At 52.9% G+C, this 16142-nt stretch carries 17 protein-coding genes; 9 read left to right on the plus strand and 8 right to left on the minus strand.

Going from position 1 to position 16142, the window contains the following annotated elements:
• Position 1: 1 nt before the first annotated feature.
• Both J2I46_RS12650 and J2I46_RS12655 read left to right on the plus strand, forming a co-directional pair.
• Positions 2–673 (plus strand): ABC transporter ATP-binding protein, encoded by a 672-nt coding sequence (locus J2I46_RS12650; protein ID WP_207329396.1) that lies wholly within the window; start codon positions 2–4, stop codon positions 671–673.
• Between the two features lie 15 nt (positions 674–688).
• Positions 689–1216, plus strand: coding sequence for a CopD family protein (locus J2I46_RS12655; protein ID WP_207329397.1), 528 nt, complete (start codon positions 689–691; stop codon positions 1214–1216).
• A 70-nt stretch (positions 1217–1286) separates the two neighbouring features.
• Here the strand turns inward: J2I46_RS12655 and J2I46_RS12660 are convergent, their stop codons facing one another.
• Together J2I46_RS12660 and J2I46_RS12665 are read right to left on the minus strand one after the other, a co-directional pair.
• On the minus strand, positions 1287–2108 hold the full coding sequence (locus J2I46_RS12660) for a universal stress protein (protein WP_207329398.1): 822 nt from the start codon (positions 2106–2108) through the stop codon (positions 1287–1289).
• Positions 2109–2151: 43 nt separating this feature from the next.
• Entirely contained in the window at positions 2152–2484 is a 333-nt protein-coding gene (locus tag J2I46_RS12665; protein WP_207329399.1) for a hypothetical protein, read from the minus strand.
• Between the two features lie 276 nt (positions 2485–2760).
• On the opposite strand from J2I46_RS12665, the gene J2I46_RS12670 reads away from it, so the two are divergent.
• Entirely contained in the window at positions 2761–3513 is a 753-nt protein-coding gene (locus J2I46_RS12670) for a dioxygenase family protein (RefSeq protein ID WP_207329400.1), read from the plus strand.
• A 102-nt stretch (positions 3514–3615) separates the two neighbouring features.
• Here the strand turns inward: J2I46_RS12670 and J2I46_RS12675 are convergent, their stop codons facing one another.
• Positions 3616–4857: an ABC transporter permease gene (locus J2I46_RS12675; RefSeq protein WP_207329401.1), complete on the minus strand. Its 1242-nt coding sequence runs from the start codon at positions 4855–4857 to the stop codon at positions 3616–3618.
• A 507-nt stretch (positions 4858–5364) separates the two neighbouring features.
• Here J2I46_RS12675 and ggt point away from each other — a divergent pair.
• The 4 genes from ggt to J2I46_RS12695 all read left to right on the plus strand — a co-directional run bounded on the left by ggt (position 5365) and on the right by J2I46_RS12695 (position 8565).
• Positions 5365–7170: a gamma-glutamyltransferase gene (ggt, locus tag J2I46_RS12680; protein WP_207329402.1), complete on the plus strand. Its 1806-nt coding sequence runs from the start codon at positions 5365–5367 to the stop codon at positions 7168–7170.
• Positions 7171–7229: 59 nt separating this feature from the next.
• Positions 7230–7469 carry a hypothetical protein gene (locus J2I46_RS12685; protein ID WP_207329403.1) on the plus strand — a complete coding sequence of 80 codons (240 nt, stop codon included), beginning with the start codon at positions 7230–7232 and terminating at the stop codon, positions 7467–7469.
• 108 nt (positions 7470–7577) lie between these two features.
• The gene (locus J2I46_RS12690) at positions 7578–8033 is read left to right on the plus strand and encodes a DoxX family protein (RefSeq protein WP_207329404.1); all 456 of its coding nucleotides are present in this window, start codon (positions 7578–7580) and stop codon (positions 8031–8033) included.
• Between the two features lie 112 nt (positions 8034–8145).
• The gene (locus tag J2I46_RS12695) at positions 8146–8565 is read left to right on the plus strand and encodes a nucleoside-diphosphate kinase (protein ID WP_207329405.1); all 420 of its coding nucleotides are present in this window, start codon (positions 8146–8148) and stop codon (positions 8563–8565) included.
• 70 nt (positions 8566–8635) lie between these two features.
• Here J2I46_RS12695 and nth read toward each other — a convergent pair whose 3' ends face one another.
• Both nth and J2I46_RS12705 read right to left on the minus strand, forming a co-directional pair.
• Positions 8636–9298, minus strand: a complete 663-nt coding sequence (gene nth / locus J2I46_RS12700) for an endonuclease III (protein ID WP_207329406.1) — start codon at positions 9296–9298, stop codon at positions 8636–8638.
• 16 nt (positions 9299–9314) lie between these two features.
• The gene (locus J2I46_RS12705) at positions 9315–12446 is read right to left on the minus strand and encodes a serine hydrolase domain-containing protein (protein ID WP_207329407.1); all 3132 of its coding nucleotides are present in this window, start codon (positions 12444–12446) and stop codon (positions 9315–9317) included.
• A gap of 207 nt (positions 12447–12653) precedes the next feature.
• Here J2I46_RS12705 and J2I46_RS12710 point away from each other — a divergent pair, with 207 nt between their 5' ends.
• Both J2I46_RS12710 and J2I46_RS12715 read left to right on the plus strand, forming a co-directional pair.
• Complete coding sequence (locus J2I46_RS12710) at positions 12654–13391, plus strand: DUF2490 domain-containing protein (RefSeq protein ID WP_207329408.1); 738 nt, start codon at positions 12654–12656, stop codon at positions 13389–13391.
• Between the two features lie 11 nt (positions 13392–13402).
• The gene (locus J2I46_RS12715) at positions 13403–13900 is read left to right on the plus strand and encodes a rhodanese-like domain-containing protein (RefSeq protein WP_207329409.1); all 498 of its coding nucleotides are present in this window, start codon (positions 13403–13405) and stop codon (positions 13898–13900) included.
• Here J2I46_RS12715 and J2I46_RS12720 read toward each other — a convergent pair.
• From J2I46_RS12720 to J2I46_RS12730, 3 genes are all read right to left on the minus strand, one after another.
• Entirely contained in the window at positions 13846–14070 is a 225-nt protein-coding gene (locus J2I46_RS12720; protein ID WP_207329410.1) for a hypothetical protein, read from the minus strand. The two genes, J2I46_RS12715 and J2I46_RS12720, sit on opposite strands and share 55 nt — an antisense overlap.
• A gap of 157 nt (positions 14071–14227) precedes the next feature.
• A complete protein-coding gene (gene bioD, locus J2I46_RS12725) occupies positions 14228–14836 on the minus strand; it encodes a dethiobiotin synthase (protein WP_207329411.1) in 609 nt (202 codons plus the stop codon).
• A 122-nt stretch (positions 14837–14958) separates the two neighbouring features.
• Positions 14959–16134: an aminotransferase class I/II-fold pyridoxal phosphate-dependent enzyme gene (locus J2I46_RS12730; RefSeq protein ID WP_207329412.1), complete on the minus strand. Its 1176-nt coding sequence runs from the start codon at positions 16132–16134 to the stop codon at positions 14959–14961.
• Between the last annotated feature and the right edge of the window lie 8 nt (positions 16135–16142).

A 16142-nucleotide genomic window follows, 5' to 3' on the forward strand; every position in this document is an offset into this window, starting at 1 on the left:
GATGAGCACCGTTTTAGCAGCCCGACACCTGAACAAGTATTTTTATGACCCCGAGCGATTCCGGGTCCTGTCCGACATTACGTTCGAGGTGCAGGCAGGTGAGTTTGTGGCCATCGTGGGCAAGTCGGGCTGTGGTAAATCAACCTTGCTGTACCTGCTGTCGACGATGGATACGGATTACGAGGGGCAGATTGAGCTGGCAGGTACGTTGCTGACCGGCCGTAGCCAGGACTATCTGGCGCATTTTCGCAATGAGCATCTGGGGTTCGTTTTCCAATTCCATTTTTTGCTGCCCGAATTTTCGGCGCTCCAGAATGTGATGCTTCCCGCCCTGAAACTGGGTAAGTATTCAGCTGATGAAATTGAAGCGCGGGCGATGGCCAAACTGAGCATGATCGGCATGGCCGACTATGCCCTCAAACCGGCCAGTAAGCTATCGGGTGGGCAACAGCAACGCGTAGCCATTGCCCGCGCATTGATCAACGACCCCACCCTTATTATGGGCGATGAGCCAACGGGCAACCTGGATAAAGCAAATACCGACAACGTCTTTAGTATCTTTCGCGAATTGGCCAGCGGCGGACAAACGATCATTGCCGTTACGCACGACCCCGATTTTGCGGCTGGTACCGACCGCGTCATTGAAATGTCGGACGGTCTTATTGTTCCTTGATTCGCCTACTACAGCATGATATTTTTTTACGTTAAGGCGCTGCACATCATCTTCATCGTAACCTGGTTTGCCGGGTTATTCTACATGCCGCGCCTGTTTATCTACTTTACCGAAGCCGCCGACCAACCCGACGCTGCCCGGCAGGTTCTTCAAATGCAATTTGCGGTCATGCAACGTCGGTTATGGTATGGTATCACGTGGCCTTCGGCGTTGCTGACGCTGATTTTAGGCTTAAGCACCTGGTATAACTACGGCGCAACGCCCACCTGGCTTCTCTACAAGCTGGCGTTGGTGGTGGGGCTCTACGGTTACCATATTGCCTGTCACGTCTTGTTTCTTCAGCAACAGCGGGGTAAACTGCGCTACACGTCTACCCAACTCCGCATCTGGAATGAAGTGGCCACGCTGTTTCTGTTCGGTATCGTGTTTCTGGTGGTGTTGAAAGACGCTCTCAGTATGCTCTGGGGGCTGAGTGGCCTGCTACTCTTCGCCGTTGTGCTGATGCTGGCTATCCGGGTGTACAAGCGGGTGCGGGAGCAATAGGCGCACAAACAAAACCCGCCTTTCAGTGAAGAAAGGCGGGCCGAATTGATCAAGTAACTGGTGGGAAGAATTATACAATAGCCAGCAACGGAATATCCGTAAGGCGGGCGGTATGTTCGGTAGTGCTCTCGACAAACAGTTTTCTAAGCCAGTTGTGCTTTTGGGGCAGCATCATAATCAGGTTGGCTTTGTTTGTGTGAGCGAAGTTGATCAGTGTGTCATATACATCATTGCCTGGTAGGATCGTCAATGTATGCGGAATGTGGCGCATCAGGCTTCGAATGTGCTCGGCTTTTGTTTGTATGTGTGCCGTTACTGGCTGATCATACTGGCAAAGCAGGTTCACTACGCAATGGAACTGACTGGCAACGCGCAGCGCGGTATCCAGCGTGGCAGCATCGGTCGGGATGGATAAATCGATACCTAACACCACGTTTTTCAGCTCCGTATAGGTGGCCGTGGGTGGAATCAGAAGCAACGGCACCGTTGTTTCCGAGATCATGGCGGTGGCCACGCTTCCCATCAACTGAGCACTTTGCGGCGCCGACCCAACGGTCGACATAACTAGTAGATCTGCCTTTTCGCGGGCTACAACGTCCAGTACGGCTGGTATGGTGTAGCCCTGCTGTACTACGGTTCGAATAGGTACGTTAAGGCCCGATCGCTCCAGTAAGTCCTGAACAACGGCGTTTAATTCGCGTAGGCAAACATCATGCAGGGCTTTACTGCCAAAGGCTGCGTCAATGCCTGTCTCGGCCGGATTGGTGGGCCAGGCATGAAACGCATGCACTACAGCCAGCGCGGCCTGCTGCGCATGGGCCATTTTTATGGCAAAATCGACAGTTCGGTTAGCGCCGGTCGAAAAATCGGTAGCAACAACGATGGTTTTCATGTCGAAATCTGGAGTATAGGTTAGCAAAGGCCCAGGCAATTAGCTACATCACGTTCATGGCAATAAGCGTGAGGTGCAGAAGTGCACTAAACGTAAAGGCCGGCAAAATGTATTTTACAGGCAGGGCCGATAGCACCGGAACCAGTACGAGCAGGAAGCTTAAAAACGAAACCAATACCTGCCAGTCGCCGCCGCCAAACTGGAATAAAGTCAGTAGCAGGATGGGCGTGAGCAAACAGCCCTGGATCATCATGGTAGTGGCGGCCCAGCCGAATCGGTTAAACTCAGCCTGTTCTACGAAAGCGTTGTAACGGGTAACCCAGTTTTGTTCAGTCGATGTGGTGTATGATTGGGCGGATTGACTAAGCGTTGCCATGAGCATTTTTTAGTTAGAATGACACCACAAAACAAGGGGACCCCAATCACTGCTAACCTGATAGCCATCAGCCTGCATACTGATTCTTGGCAACTGCCCGGCTGACCAAGCCCATTGTCTGGTTTAACCGGCACATTCAGCACCTTCTCCGCAATATCGGTCTTCGCTGCAACGCTCCCCCCAGCTTTGTGCGTCATGTAGAGAAGGCGGTTGTAAGCCTGACAGACCCTTCAGGTCTATAGCTAGGTAGCCAATCAAATTTGTAAATCAAACGCAATGGAACGTAAGGATTTTTTGAAGCGGGGGTTCACTAGCCTCTTAGGTATAGCAGCCATCAATCCACTGGTGTCAGCCTGCAAAAACTCAACCACTGTCGATCCAACTACAACGACCGACAGCAGCAGTTCTGGATCTGGCTCAACAAATGGCAGCTCGGCCAGTGACTGTTCCGTTACACCCTCCGAAACGGAAGGCCCTTTCCCGACGAAGGTGCCCGCCAATTTTGTTCGTAAAGACATTCGCGATGATCGGACTGGTGTGCTGATGACCATGAACATCACCATCAAAAATAAGAATGCCAGTTGTGCGGCCCTGGCGGGTGCCATTGTTGATGTCTGGCACTGCGATAAAGACGGCTATTACTCTGAATACGGCGGCTCGGGCATGCAAAGCGTAAATTTCACTACGGTCGACTTTTTACGTGGTCGCCAGACAACCGATGCCAACGGGCTGGCTACCTACACGTCTATTTTTCCCGGCTGGTACTCGGGTCGGGCGCCACACGTTCACGTGCATATCTATAATTCGGCGGGTAAATCGCTGTTGGTTACGCAGATTGCCTTTCCATACGCCACAACGAACAGCGTATATACCACGGGCCAGTCGTACGGCTACACAAAGGGCGCGCAGGATACGTTAAACGAGCGAGACAACGTATTTTCGGATGGCTTTACAACCGAGCTGGCTACTGTATCAGGCAGTTTGTCAGGTGGTTACACACTGACACACACGATTGTGGTGAATGGGTGAGTAGGATTTGGGATTTGGGATGTCGGATTTGGGATTTGTTGCTTACGCCAGCGCAAACACAGGCGTAAGCAACAAATCCCAAATCCGACATCCCAAATCCGTCTACTTCGACCGGATCGCGTCTACAGGATTCATGCGGGCGGCGAGGGCAGCAGGCAGAATACCGAAGATTACGCCAATACCGCTGGATACACCAAGGCCAAGCATGATGTTGCCTGTTGAGAGTTGAATATCGAGGCTGCCGAGGTCCATAAATGACATCAGGTAGACCAACCCGATACCGACCAGCCCGCCAACTACAGCCAACAGCACGGCTTCGAACAGGAACTGGAGCAGGATCACGTAGTTTTTGGCACCCAGCGATTTCTGAATGCCGATGATATTGGTGCGTTCTTTCACCGAAACGAACATGATATTGGCAATGCCGAAGCCGCCAACGAGCATCGAGAAACCACCAATAAACCAGCCAGCAATGGTAAGTACGGCGAAAATGCCGCTGATAAATTTGGCCAGCGCCTCGGGCCGGTTAATGGCAAAGCTGTCGTCCTGAGCAGGGCGTAGGCTGCGGCGAGCCCGCAACACGCCTTTTATTTCGCCTTCCAGGTTTTCCAGCCCGGCATCGGCTTCGTACCCTTTGACCGCAATCGTCAGGCTGGGTGTTCTGGAGGCAAAGAGCTTGGCAAACGTACCATATGGAATAATACAACTTAGATCGATGTTGCCGCCAATGGTCAGAATACTGGCCCCTTTTTTCTCGACAACGCCAATAATCATAAATTTCAGGCCCGCGATCTGCATCGACTCCCCGATTGGGTTCTGAACGGGAAACAGGGTCTCCGCTATTTCGGCACCAATAATCACCACATTGCGCGACGATTCAATTTCCTGGGGAGAAAAGTACCTCCCCTGCGCAATGGGTACGTCCGAGATCTTATTGTAGTCGTAAGTAACCCCTGAAATGCGGGCGCTGTTACTATTACTCCCATTTTTAACGGTAATACCGCCGCGGCCTCCCATTGCCACAACCGCCTGTGCGTTCTCGAGCCGCTCGGTTAGCAGCCGGTATTCGTTATACGTTGGCTCCGGGCGCTGAAAATATTTCCACCAGCGGTATTCGCTGCCAAATTCAAAGGGCCATTTCTGCACATAAACTACATTACTGCCCAAACCGCCCAGCGTGTCTTTAATATTTCGTTGCAACGAATCAACGATCGTAAACACCGCGATGATGGCAAAAATGCCAATGGTGACCCCTAACAGCGAAAGTGTGGTGCGGAGCAGATTTGACCGAAGCGACTGCCAGGCGAAACGCAGGCTTTCAATAATTTGACGAACAACTTTCACCGGAAACAGGAGCTAAGCATTAGGTTGGGAACAACGCTAAAAGTACATTCCTGTAGATGGTGCTTCAACCCCTTTCGGACAAACTAGCGTCCTGCCGGGGTATCTGGCTGATTTTGGGGTTCAATGGCAACCCGTCCCGCCTTCCTGCGTGAAGGCAACTAATCAGTAAGTCGAGTCTGGATCGGCGCTCTTGTTGGTGTATATTATCTGCGCGGGCTTTAGGGGGCTGGCGGGCGTTAGCTCACAGTCTTTGACCTGATCACGTATGAGAAAAAGGGAACAAAACGGATGGTAAATTTTATGGGGTAATTGAGCATAAGTTTGTCACGACTAAATAAGCAGCATTGAATGCACTCGATTATGCCAGTGAGAGTATGGGTGTAATCTTAAAAAAGAGCAGGCTTTTACTGAAATGATCATGGTCATTTTGCGGTATAATTCGGCCTCATACAGGGGCAGTTCTTTTCGAATCCGTAGATTAGCAGTACCAACTTGATTTTGATACTTATGCACAATCGTACTGTACTTCATCTTCGTTCGTTTATTGTCTCTGTTGCCATTTACGCACTTAATATAGGCTGTAAGCCTGCGCCGCCAGCGGCTTCGCAAACGGCCGTACAGACTGGACAGGGCGTTTATCAGTACAAAGAAGAAGACCCCACGCTGAAACCGTTTTTCTCGGATCGGCAGGGGGTTATCGGGCGTAACGGCATGGTGGCCTCGGCGCACCCCGAGGCCTCGCTGGTGGGGCTGAACATCCTGAAAGCAGGCGGGAATGCTGTTGATGCCGCGGTGGCAGTTCAATTTGCGCTGGCGGTCGTATATCCCGGTGCGGGCAACATTGGCGGCGGTGGATTTATGGTCTACCGCGATAAGTCGGGCAAGGCCAGTACACTCGATTACCGCGAAAAAGCACCTGGTAAAGCCACCCAGAATATGTACCTCGATTCGCTTGGTAATGTGCGGGCGGGCGGGCTTAGTCTGAGTGGTCATCTGGCCAGCGGGGTACCGGGTTCGGTAGCAGGTATGGTGCAGGCGCATCAGAAATTCGGCAAGCTCACCTGGGCGCAGGTGCTACAACCCGCTATTGATCTGGCTGAGAAAGGATTCCCGCTTACCGAACGTGATGCCACCGGTTTGAACCGAATTAAGGCCGATCTGCTCAAATACAATCCTGGTAAAATGTACTTTATGCGCCCCGACGGACGGGCATGGGCCAAAGGCGATACGCTTCTTCAGGCTGACCTTGGCCAGACCCTTCGCCGGATTCAGACACAGGGCCGGGCCGGATTTTACGCTGGCGAAACGGCTCAACTTGTTGCTGCTGAAATGCAGCGTGGCGGTGGGTTGATCTCCGAAGCGGACTTGGCCAATTATCAGGCTATCTGGCGTGAACCGATTCGGCAGGGCTACAAAAATTTCAACGTGATCACCATGCCGCCTACCTCAAGCGGCGGTGTGGCGCTGGTACAGTTGCTGCGCTACATTGAGCCATATCCGATTCGCCGCTGGGGCTGGAACCGCGACAGTACCGTGCAGGTGATGATCGAAGCCGAACGCCGGGTATATGCCGACCGCGCCAAATTCCTTGGTGACCCTGATTTCATGAACGTACCTGCCGCTCAGCTCATGAACCGGACGTACCTGCAAAAGCAATGGGAGACCTTCAATTTTAGCCAGGCTACTGATAGTAAAACCATCCACGGTGGTTCATTGCCCGGTTATGAAAGTCTGGAAACAACGCACTTCTCGGTGGTCGACCGGGACGGTAACGCGGTCAGTATCACCACTACCCTCAACGGTGGCTACGGAAGCCGGGTAGTCGTTGGCGGGGCGGGTTTTTTCCTGAACAACGAGATGGACGATTTCAGTATCAAGCCCGGCACGCCCAATATGTATGGCCTGATCGGTAGTCAGGCCAATGCCATTGCGCCCAATAAACGCATGCTTTCGAGTATGACGCCAACCATTCTGGAGCGTGATGGTAAGCTGTTTATGGTGGTGGGTACGCCCGGTGGTTCAACCATCATGACCTCTGTTTTCCAGACGGTTGTGAACGTGATTGAGCATGGTATGACTATGCAACAGTCGGTGAATGCCCTGAAATTCCACCACCAGTGGCTGCCCGACAAAACCATTTTCGAAAACGGTGCTTTCTCTGAAGCTACTCAAAAGGCGCTTATCAGCCGTGGCTATATGCTGGAGCAACTGACCAACACGCTCGGCCGCATGGACTGCGTACTGGTTCGTCCCGACGGCAGCTTCGAAGGGGCCTCTGACCCCCGCGCCGATAACACCGCGATGGGATTCTGAAAAAGTTGGTAGTCTGGAAAGTCTTTGTACGTCACACGCTTGGCCCTTATCCATTTCTCATGAAGAAAGAACGCTCATTACTTACGTTATTGCTGCTGGTTTTTTGCGTGACTGCCAGCTTCGCGCAAACCACTACTACGCAACAGGTAGTGGTTAACAACGGCATCGGATTGGGGTCAGCCATTGCCGTGGCTATTTCGTGGTCCAGGAACAAGTCGATCTTATGGGCAATTATTCACGGGGTCCTGAGCTGGTTTTATGTGATCTATTACTATTTCACCCGAGAGGCCGAAAAGTAAACGTAGCAGCCTTCCTTACTGGTATGTGCTGGTAAGGAAGGAACTGCGTGTATGGGCAACTAATCAAGTAGTTAATTGCTTTGCCTGCGTGTTTACTACTCAACGAGTATGAAACCATTGATCGTTCTGCTTGTCGCCTTTGCCGCTACGTTGCTTGTCATAAAGCTGATGTCGGGCCAATGGAATTATATACTCGCTGGTAATATTGCCATGTCTATAATGCTGTTGTTCACGGCGATGGGCCACTTCGCGTTCACCGAAGGAATGACCATGATGATACCGCCGTTTATACCGTATAAAAAAGCGTTGGTGTACGTCACTGGGATCATCGAGATTACGACTGCCGCAGGCCTTTTGCTCCCATCTACACAAGCATTGACTGCTGGTTTGCTGATCTTATTTTTCGTAATGCTGTTGCCCGCCAATATCTACGCTGCCATGAAAGGTGTCGATTACCAGAAAGGCACCTACGAAGCGCCGAACTTAACGTACCTGTGGTTTCGTGTTCCTCTTCAACTCCTTTTCATTGCCTGGGTAGGTTACTTCGGTTTGTATAATCAATAGCAGGTAGTGGAAATCCCAAACCGCGACTTTCCAGACTATCGACTATCGGTTACCGACTTTCCAGACTTATTCCCCTATTTTTGCGGCCAAATAAAATTTTGTTAACTCAGCAATGACGACGAACCGCACGTTCACCATGATTAAGCCCGATGCCGTAGCAGAGGGACATACCGGAGCTATCACCAAGATGATCGAGGAAGCTGGCTTCCGGATCGTGGCCATTAAAAAGACCTTACTGACCCCCGAACGGGCTGGCGAGTTTTACGCCGTGCACAGCGAGCGTCCGTTCTACAACGATCTGAAAAGATACATGTCGTCGGGCGCTATCGTACCGATGATTCTGGAGAAAGAAAATGCCGTTGCTGATTTCCGTACGCTGATCGGAGCCACCAACCCAGCTCAAGCCGCCGACGGAACCATCCGTAAATTGTTTGCCAAGTCGATCGAAGCCAACGCCATTCACGGGTCTGATTCAGACGAAAATGCTCAAATCGAAGGCTCGTTCTTCTTTGCCGGCACGGAGCAATATTAAGGGAGTGTAGAGTTAAGAGTTGCTTTGCTACTTACACCGATTGGGTTCGTAGCGAAGCAACTCTTAACTCTTAACTTTTAACTCTTAACTCTACACTCAGCTTCTCATAGTACTTGCATGCATCGCGGAGTGCGCATTCGCCGCATTTGGGCGAACGGGCTACGCAGATGTACCGGCCGTGTAAGATTAGCCAGTGGTGGGCCTTGGGTACGTATTGCTTCGGAATATGCGCCATCAGGGCTTTTTCTACGGCGAGTGGCGTGGTGGCTGTTAAGGGTGCCAGGCCCAGCCGGTGCGATACCCGGAACACGTGGGTATCTACGGCCATGGTGGGCTGATTGAAAACAATGGAGAGGATCACGTGCGCCGTTTTCCGGCCTACGCCGGGGAGCCGCTGTAACTCCTCAACCGTGCCAGGTACGTCGCCGCCGAAGTCGTTCATCAGCATTCGCGCCATCCCCACCAGGTGTTTGGCCTTATTGTTCGGGTACGATACTGACCGTATATACGTAAACACTTCTTCTACCGAGGCGGCAGCCAGCGATTCAACTTCCGGGAAACGGGCAAACAGTGCAGGCGTGATCTGATTGATACGCTTGTCGGTACACTGCGCTGACAGAATTACGGCAACGAGTAACTCGTACGAATTCGAGAAGTTGAGCTCTGTTTCAGGCTCAGGGAAATGGGTTGTGAAATAGTCGATAAATCGGCGAAAACGCTCTTTTTTCAGCATTCCCAAATTTACGACTTTACTGCTTCAGCGAGTTGTAGATTGTTTCCTGAATACGACGGCGAAGGCGCGTGGTATTGATGGCGTTATTGCCACCCGTTGGGAAAAGGCGGTTCGACAGGAACACGTACACCAACTCCTGTTCAGGATCAACCCAGACCATGTTGCCGGTGAAACCCGTATGCCCGAACGACTGCGGCGGTGCCAGCGGCGTCAGGTAGCTGCTCGTAGTGCTCTCCGGATTTGGTTTGTCCCAGCCGAGCGAACGCGGGCTGCGCGTACTGATCGTCTGCGTGAAGAACGGGACGGTCATAGGTTGCAAAATGCGCTGCCCGCCGTAGACGCCACGTTGCAGGTTCATTTGCAGCAATTTGGCAATGTCGTGGGCGTTACCGAATAGACCCGCATGCCCCGAAACGCCGCCCTGAACGGCAGCCATCTGGTCGTGTACGGTGCCCACCAGCAGTTGATTCCGGTAATAAGTGTCCTGTTCAGTTGGTGCGCAATGCGGGTTGGTCAATTTTTGCAGCGGCGTGAATGTGAGGGATTTAAGGCCAAGCGGCTGATACACTTCACGCTCCAGAAAGCGGTCGAGCGGCAACTTGCTAACTCGTTCTACCACCTTTTGTAACATCAGGAAACTCAGGTCGCTATAGACGAACGACGGCTTACCGTCTGCATCGACTTTGCGTGAGAGTGGCGACTGGATCACCCATTTCCAGACCGAGTCTTTCAGCGCGGGTTTTGCCCACAGCGTTGGCGCGATCTGCAGCGTGTGCAACGAGTCGTTTTTGTTGCTGTAATACGCCGGATTCAGGCTGCCCGATGGTGTGCGGGTACGGTCCCATAGGGTGGGGTAGAACGAGATCAGCCCGGCCTGATGCCAGAGCAGATCCTGAAGGGTCATGTTTTGCTTGTTGGTGCCTCTTAACTCGGGAAGGTAGAACGAAGCCCGTTGCGCCAGATCAATCTCCTTGCGGTCGTACAACACCATTACAGCCTGCAATGTACCCAGCACTTTCGTCAGCGACGCCAGGTCATACAGCGTGTTGTCGCTGACCTTTTCGCCGCCGCTACTGTAGTTGAGCGACCCAAAATTCTTGTCGTATATGATCTTCCCTTTCCGGGCCACCAGCACCTGGCAACCGGGAATAACGCGGTCGTGAACGGCCAGTTCAACCATCTTGTCGATCTTGGCCAGTTCAGATGCTTTCATGCCCACGCTCTCGGGAAGGGCCGGCACCAGACGCCCCGATGGATCAACGCTGACACTCTGCCCAGCCTTGAAATCGCCGGTTGAAATGGGAAGCAAACCGTTCGAAGGCGAAAGGCCAAAGAGGGCTTTGGCGGTTGCCTGCTGGGTTTCGCTGAATTCCTGGTAGCCACAAAGGAGCGCATCAGCGTCGGTCAGCAGGTTCAGACTGTAGGCCGAACCGAAAGCCACCGCAATTACTTTTTTGCCTTGTTCTTTCAGGCGCTGAATCAGCGTTACGGATGGTGCGTTGATGCTATACCGACGGAACGACGATTGGCTCATGTTGTGGAAACTGACCACAACGAGATTGGCATCGCCAACACTGGCCACCAGATTATTCACATCCTCGTCTGACTGTGGACGCTCGGGCGACACAAGCTGTTTGAGGGGCGTTAAATCGGCCAATGACTTCTGGAAAATGTTTCCGGTACCAGCGCCAATGGCAATTGATGCAATTCGGTTGGTATCTACCGTACTCAGTGGCAACAGTTTACCTTCATCGCTGACCACCGTAATCGCGTTTTCGCAGAGTTCGCGCTTCAGGTTCTTAGCCTCGCCTGAGTTCAGATCACTGATCAGATTAGGCAGCGCAATGGGCTTGTACTGGCTCAGTCCAGCCCAATATTTGGCTCGTAGAATCTTCTTTACTTTTTCGTCGATAAACGCCTGTGGCAACGTACCTGACACGATAGCCTCCTTGATGACCCGGGTTGCTTCGCGAATATTTTCGGGATACAGCAGGATATCGTTTCCGGCGATCAGGGCCTTCAGGTTAACCACTTCCGACCGGTTCGACCGACTGACACCGCCCATATTCAGTGCATCGGTAAAGACCAGGCCCCGGAAGCCTAACTCTTTCTTAAGCAGGTCGGTAACAATCTTTTCAGATAAGGTAGCGGCTACAGCGGGCGATTGATTATCCATTACCGGTACGTGCAGATGCCCCGTAACAACACCCATCAGACTGTCGGCGATGAGTTTGCGAAAGGGAAACAGATCAATCGTGTTCATCTGCTCCGACGAGCGGCTGATGACCGGCATCGAATGGTGCGAATCAACGTTTGAATCGCCATGGCCGGGGAAGTGCTTGGCAGTGGCAATAACGTGCTGCTGTTGCAGGCCTTTCATGTAAGCCGATGCTTTGCTGGCTACGTTTTCTTTGCCTTCGCCAAACGACCGGATACCGATGACCGGGTTTTGCGGATTGCTATTGATATCGGAAACCGGCGCGAAATTGATATGAATGCCCAGCCGGCTGCATTGCCGACCGATCTCGACGCCCATCCGGTAAATCAGGTCATTATCGCGGATGGCACCCAGCGTCATCTGCCGCGGAAATTCCATCGTGCTGTCGAGGCGCATGCCCAGGCCCCATTCGCCATCGATGCCTACCAGTAGCGGAATTTTAGACAGGCTCTGATACTTGTTGGTTAGCGTGGCCTGCCGGTAGGGGCCGCCCTGAAAGAAAATGACGCCGCCAATGTGGAACGACTGAATCAGATGCTCGATATAAATGCGGTGGTTCTCGCTGTGGTTGGAGAACGCGGCCACCATAAAAAACTGCCCGATTTTTTCGTCAGGCGTCATAGTCTGGAAGACGCTGTCGACCCAGCTTTCGCCAGCAGTCGTCATCTGCAGCACATTGGTGCCCGCATGCCCGGCCAGTTGATCCGACTCTAGCCGAGCCGTTGGGTAAACAACGGGGAGGGCTGTCGGATGAGCCACAATAGCTACCTTCTTTGTCGCCTTCTTCGTAACCTTTTTCGAGTGTTTTTTCGCTGCCGAACGGGCGCGGGAAACGCGTCTGGGTCGTCCAGAGCCTGATTCAAACGCGGCCAGCAAGAGTACGGTGGCAATCGTTAGCAGAACAAAATGCTTCCGCAGGAACTCAAACATAGGTTAGTTGACGTCGTACAAGTGAGCGGTGTAAATACGGTGAGGTAGGAGGTTGGGAACCCTAAAATTAGCCAAATGACCGTTTAAACCATAGTCTCAGTGGAAATTAAGCCAAATTTCTTATAGGAAGCTTGGTCGGCAAGAACCACGCCACCATCTTTGAAGTTAGTCTGCTCAACGTGTCGTCCTGCCTTTACTCCACTACGAATGCGACACTGGTCTCCCTTCTTTTACTGCCTGATTACCCCGTTTTTTTTCGCCATAAATACCCGGGCGCAAACCTACCGCCACACAGCCGTTTGGACGCGGATAGCCCCTTCCTACTCGCTTAGCAAGAACTGGACGCTGCTCAGCGATCTTTATTTCCGGCGGCAAAGCAACCCTAACCAAGGCCCTGCTCATCTGCTCGATTCACCGTTGGTCTGGGCAGGTCGGGTGGGGGCTTCTTATCGCACGAAGCATTGGCAGTACAGCCTGTTTCCGGCCGTATATTTTTATACGTACCCGGCACTTGGCACAGCGGCTGACTTAAAGCGAACCCCCGTTCCTGAATGGCGACCCACGGCCATGGCTGAATGGACGCTCGACGTACCCCATAAATCGATTATTCGTTTGCGGGTTGGCTATGAATACAGACTATACACGCCCTCCGAACCAGCTGATGTAGGCCGGTTGCGGTTCAGGGCCTTGTGGCGACGAACCATCGGAAATCGTGCCTATGGTCAGGTCTGGAACGAATCGCTGGTGGCGGCACCACCTAATTTTGAGGCCAACGGAAACCGATTCGAAATTAATCGGACAAACTTGTCGGCGGGGTATGCGCTCTCGAACATTTCGACCGTTGAAGTCGGTTATCAGTTTACGCATCGCCAACGGCGTAGCCTTGTTGAGTTCGATGATGAGCACGCCTTAACCTTAACGCTTTATCTGAAACTAAATCAGTGAAGAACTCCTCCATGAAATTTGCGTTCCTGTCGGCGTTGTTCGCGACGGCACTGCCTGCTGTAGCACAACGGACAATTAGCAAGCCGTTCGGCGTGATGGTCGATGCGCTTATCAAGGAATCGGTGCCGGTGGTGACCTGTAACGAGTTGAAACAGATGCCCGACGCCCTGCTGTTCGATGCCCGTGAGAAGCGCGAATATGCCGTCAGTCACTTGCCAAAAGCACGGTGGATCGGCTACGACGATTTTGAGTTGAGCCGGGTAGCGGGTGTGCCCAAAACTGCGCCTGTTGTGGTTTATTGCTCGGTGGGGTACCGCAGCGAGAAGGTAGGCGAGAAATTAAAAGCAGCCGGGTTCACGAACGTACGGAACCTCTACGGCAGTCTATTTGAGTGGGTAAATCAGGGAAACCCCGTTGTAGATAGTACCGGCAAACCTACCCGCCGCGTACATGCCTATTCGCGGACGTGGGGCATCTGGCTGAACCGGGGCGAGAAAGTGTACGAGTAACGTTTCGCAGACCGCAACTCCCGCTGGAGCATCGGCGATTTGGTCCGCTGATGTTCGGCCTGCCATTCCAGCATCGCCTTCCGGGCCGCGAACATATTGTGCGGATGGCCAATGCCATAACTCACCTGCGAGAGGGCTAGTAAAACCAGAAGAGAGATCCCCGTTTTCATGGTTGTGGCCGGGCAACATGGAACGTACCATCCCCGACACAACAAAGATAAGTGTTTAAGACTGTACTATGCAATACAAAGTACCTGTTTTTGTAAAATTTATTTTTCTTTCAGCTCAAAACAGGGGCATGACCTTAGCAGCCTACCACACATCAGCCTAAGGCATGCGTACCTGTTTAGCGTAGCCCAGTATCACCTCTGGCGTTAGCGAAGGTTCATCGTTGATTCGGACAAGACAGGGTAACCCCGTATAGCTCAGTAATATAGATTCAGTGGCTGCTACTCTGGGGCCATTAATGATCAGGCCTACAATCGGAATATTCCGGTGGCGAAGTGCCTCCACAGAAAGAAGCGTATGGTTGATACTGCCCAGATAATTGCGGGTTACCAGAACCACCGGCCAGCCTAACCGGACAATGAAGTCAATGTTCAGGTACGTGTCCGTCAGCGGAACCATCAGCCCACCGGCTAATTCAGCAACCAGTGAGTTGCCGGTTGTGGGTGGAATAAGCCGGGCCGGATTAATACTAACACCTTCGGCCGCCGCGGCGGCATGTGGCGACAGGGGCTCACGCAGCAGGTACGTTTCGGGATGAAACCGCGACCGCGAATTGCTGATCAGACTCCGAACCGTAGCCGTGTCGGAATCGGGTGGATAGCCCGACTGGATAGGCTTCCAGTAATCAGCCTGTAGTGCCTCGACCAACACCGCCGAAGCCACCGTTTTACCAACTTCGGTTCCGATACCAGCAACAAGTAGATGCATAACTTAACGAGTGAAAGAATGAAAGAGTGAGTTGAAGTGGTGGCGTTTTTGATTGGTGCCAGTCAATGTATTGCTTCGTTGGGCGGTCCCGCATCCAGGCACGACTAGCGAAGCAATACGTCTTAACGCGTAACCGTACCAACGCTCATTGCCGTTTCCTGCAGGGCGATGGTCAGCGCCGTTACTAAGCCGTCGATTTCGGCCTCGGTGTTGTATGAATGCAGACAAATGCGGATGCGTTCCTGCCCCGCAGCTACTGTTGGACTGACGATGGGACGCACATCAAAACCGGCGGCCTGTGTCGCTGCCGCCACCCTTCTGACGGCCGAGTTACCCGGTACGATCAACCCCTGAATGGGCGAAGTGCTGGTTAGCCAAACGGCCTCTGGCGCTAGCTGATGGCATTTCTTGCGAAAGTAGGCCACCCGTTCATGCAGCAGCCCGGCGCGTTCCGGTTCAGCGGCTACCAGCATATGAGCCAGTTGAATGGCCAGCAGATCGTGTGGTGGCAGGGCGGTGGCGTAAATGAATGAACGGGCCGTATTGATCAGGTACGTTCGCAGTAATGCCAGACCCAGCACGGCGGCTCCATGTACACCGAGCGCCTTGCCAAATGTATGCACCCGCGCCGTTACCTGATCCTGCAAGCCATGGGCCGCAACCAGGCCTGCGCCGCCCGGACCGTACACGCCCGAGGCATGCGCTTCATCCACGATCAGGGCTGCGTTGAAGGCCGTACAAAGAGCGGCGATCTGCGGTAACGGCGCTTCGTCGCCATCCATCGAATAAAGCGATTCAACCACCACAAAGGTGTTGCCGCCCTGTTTACTTGCCTCCCGGAGTTTATCTTCCAGATCGACTATGTCATTATGGGCGAAACGATGCCGGGTTGCTTTCGACAGCCGCGCGCCGTCGATCAGGCTGGCGTGGATGAGTTCGTCCGTAATCAGCGTGTCGCCGGGTTGGGGCAGACAGGCCAGCAGGCCCAGATTGGCCATATAGCCCGCGTTGAAGATCAGCGCCGTTTCGGCCTGGTAGAAACGGGCTACATCAGCTTCGACTGTGTCGGCCAGGTACGTATGGCCAGCCAGAAGCCGCGAGCCCGTGGCTCCGTTGCGCGTTAACTGAGCTGATGCCTGCGCCAGTTGGTGATGCAACGTACCTGAGCGCCCAATACCGAGGTAATCATTCGATGTAAAATCAACGGCCGATTCCGCCACGGTCAACGATCGGAAAAGCCCGCGCTGTTTCCGGTTATCAATGTCCGTTTCGAGTCTGTTTAGTAGCCAGTTGGGCATAATGAAAT

It is taken from the genome of Fibrella forsythiae, from assembly GCF_017353175.1.
In the GTDB taxonomy this organism is placed as follows: Bacteria; Bacteroidota; Bacteroidia; order Cytophagales; family Spirosomataceae; genus Fibrella; species Fibrella forsythiae.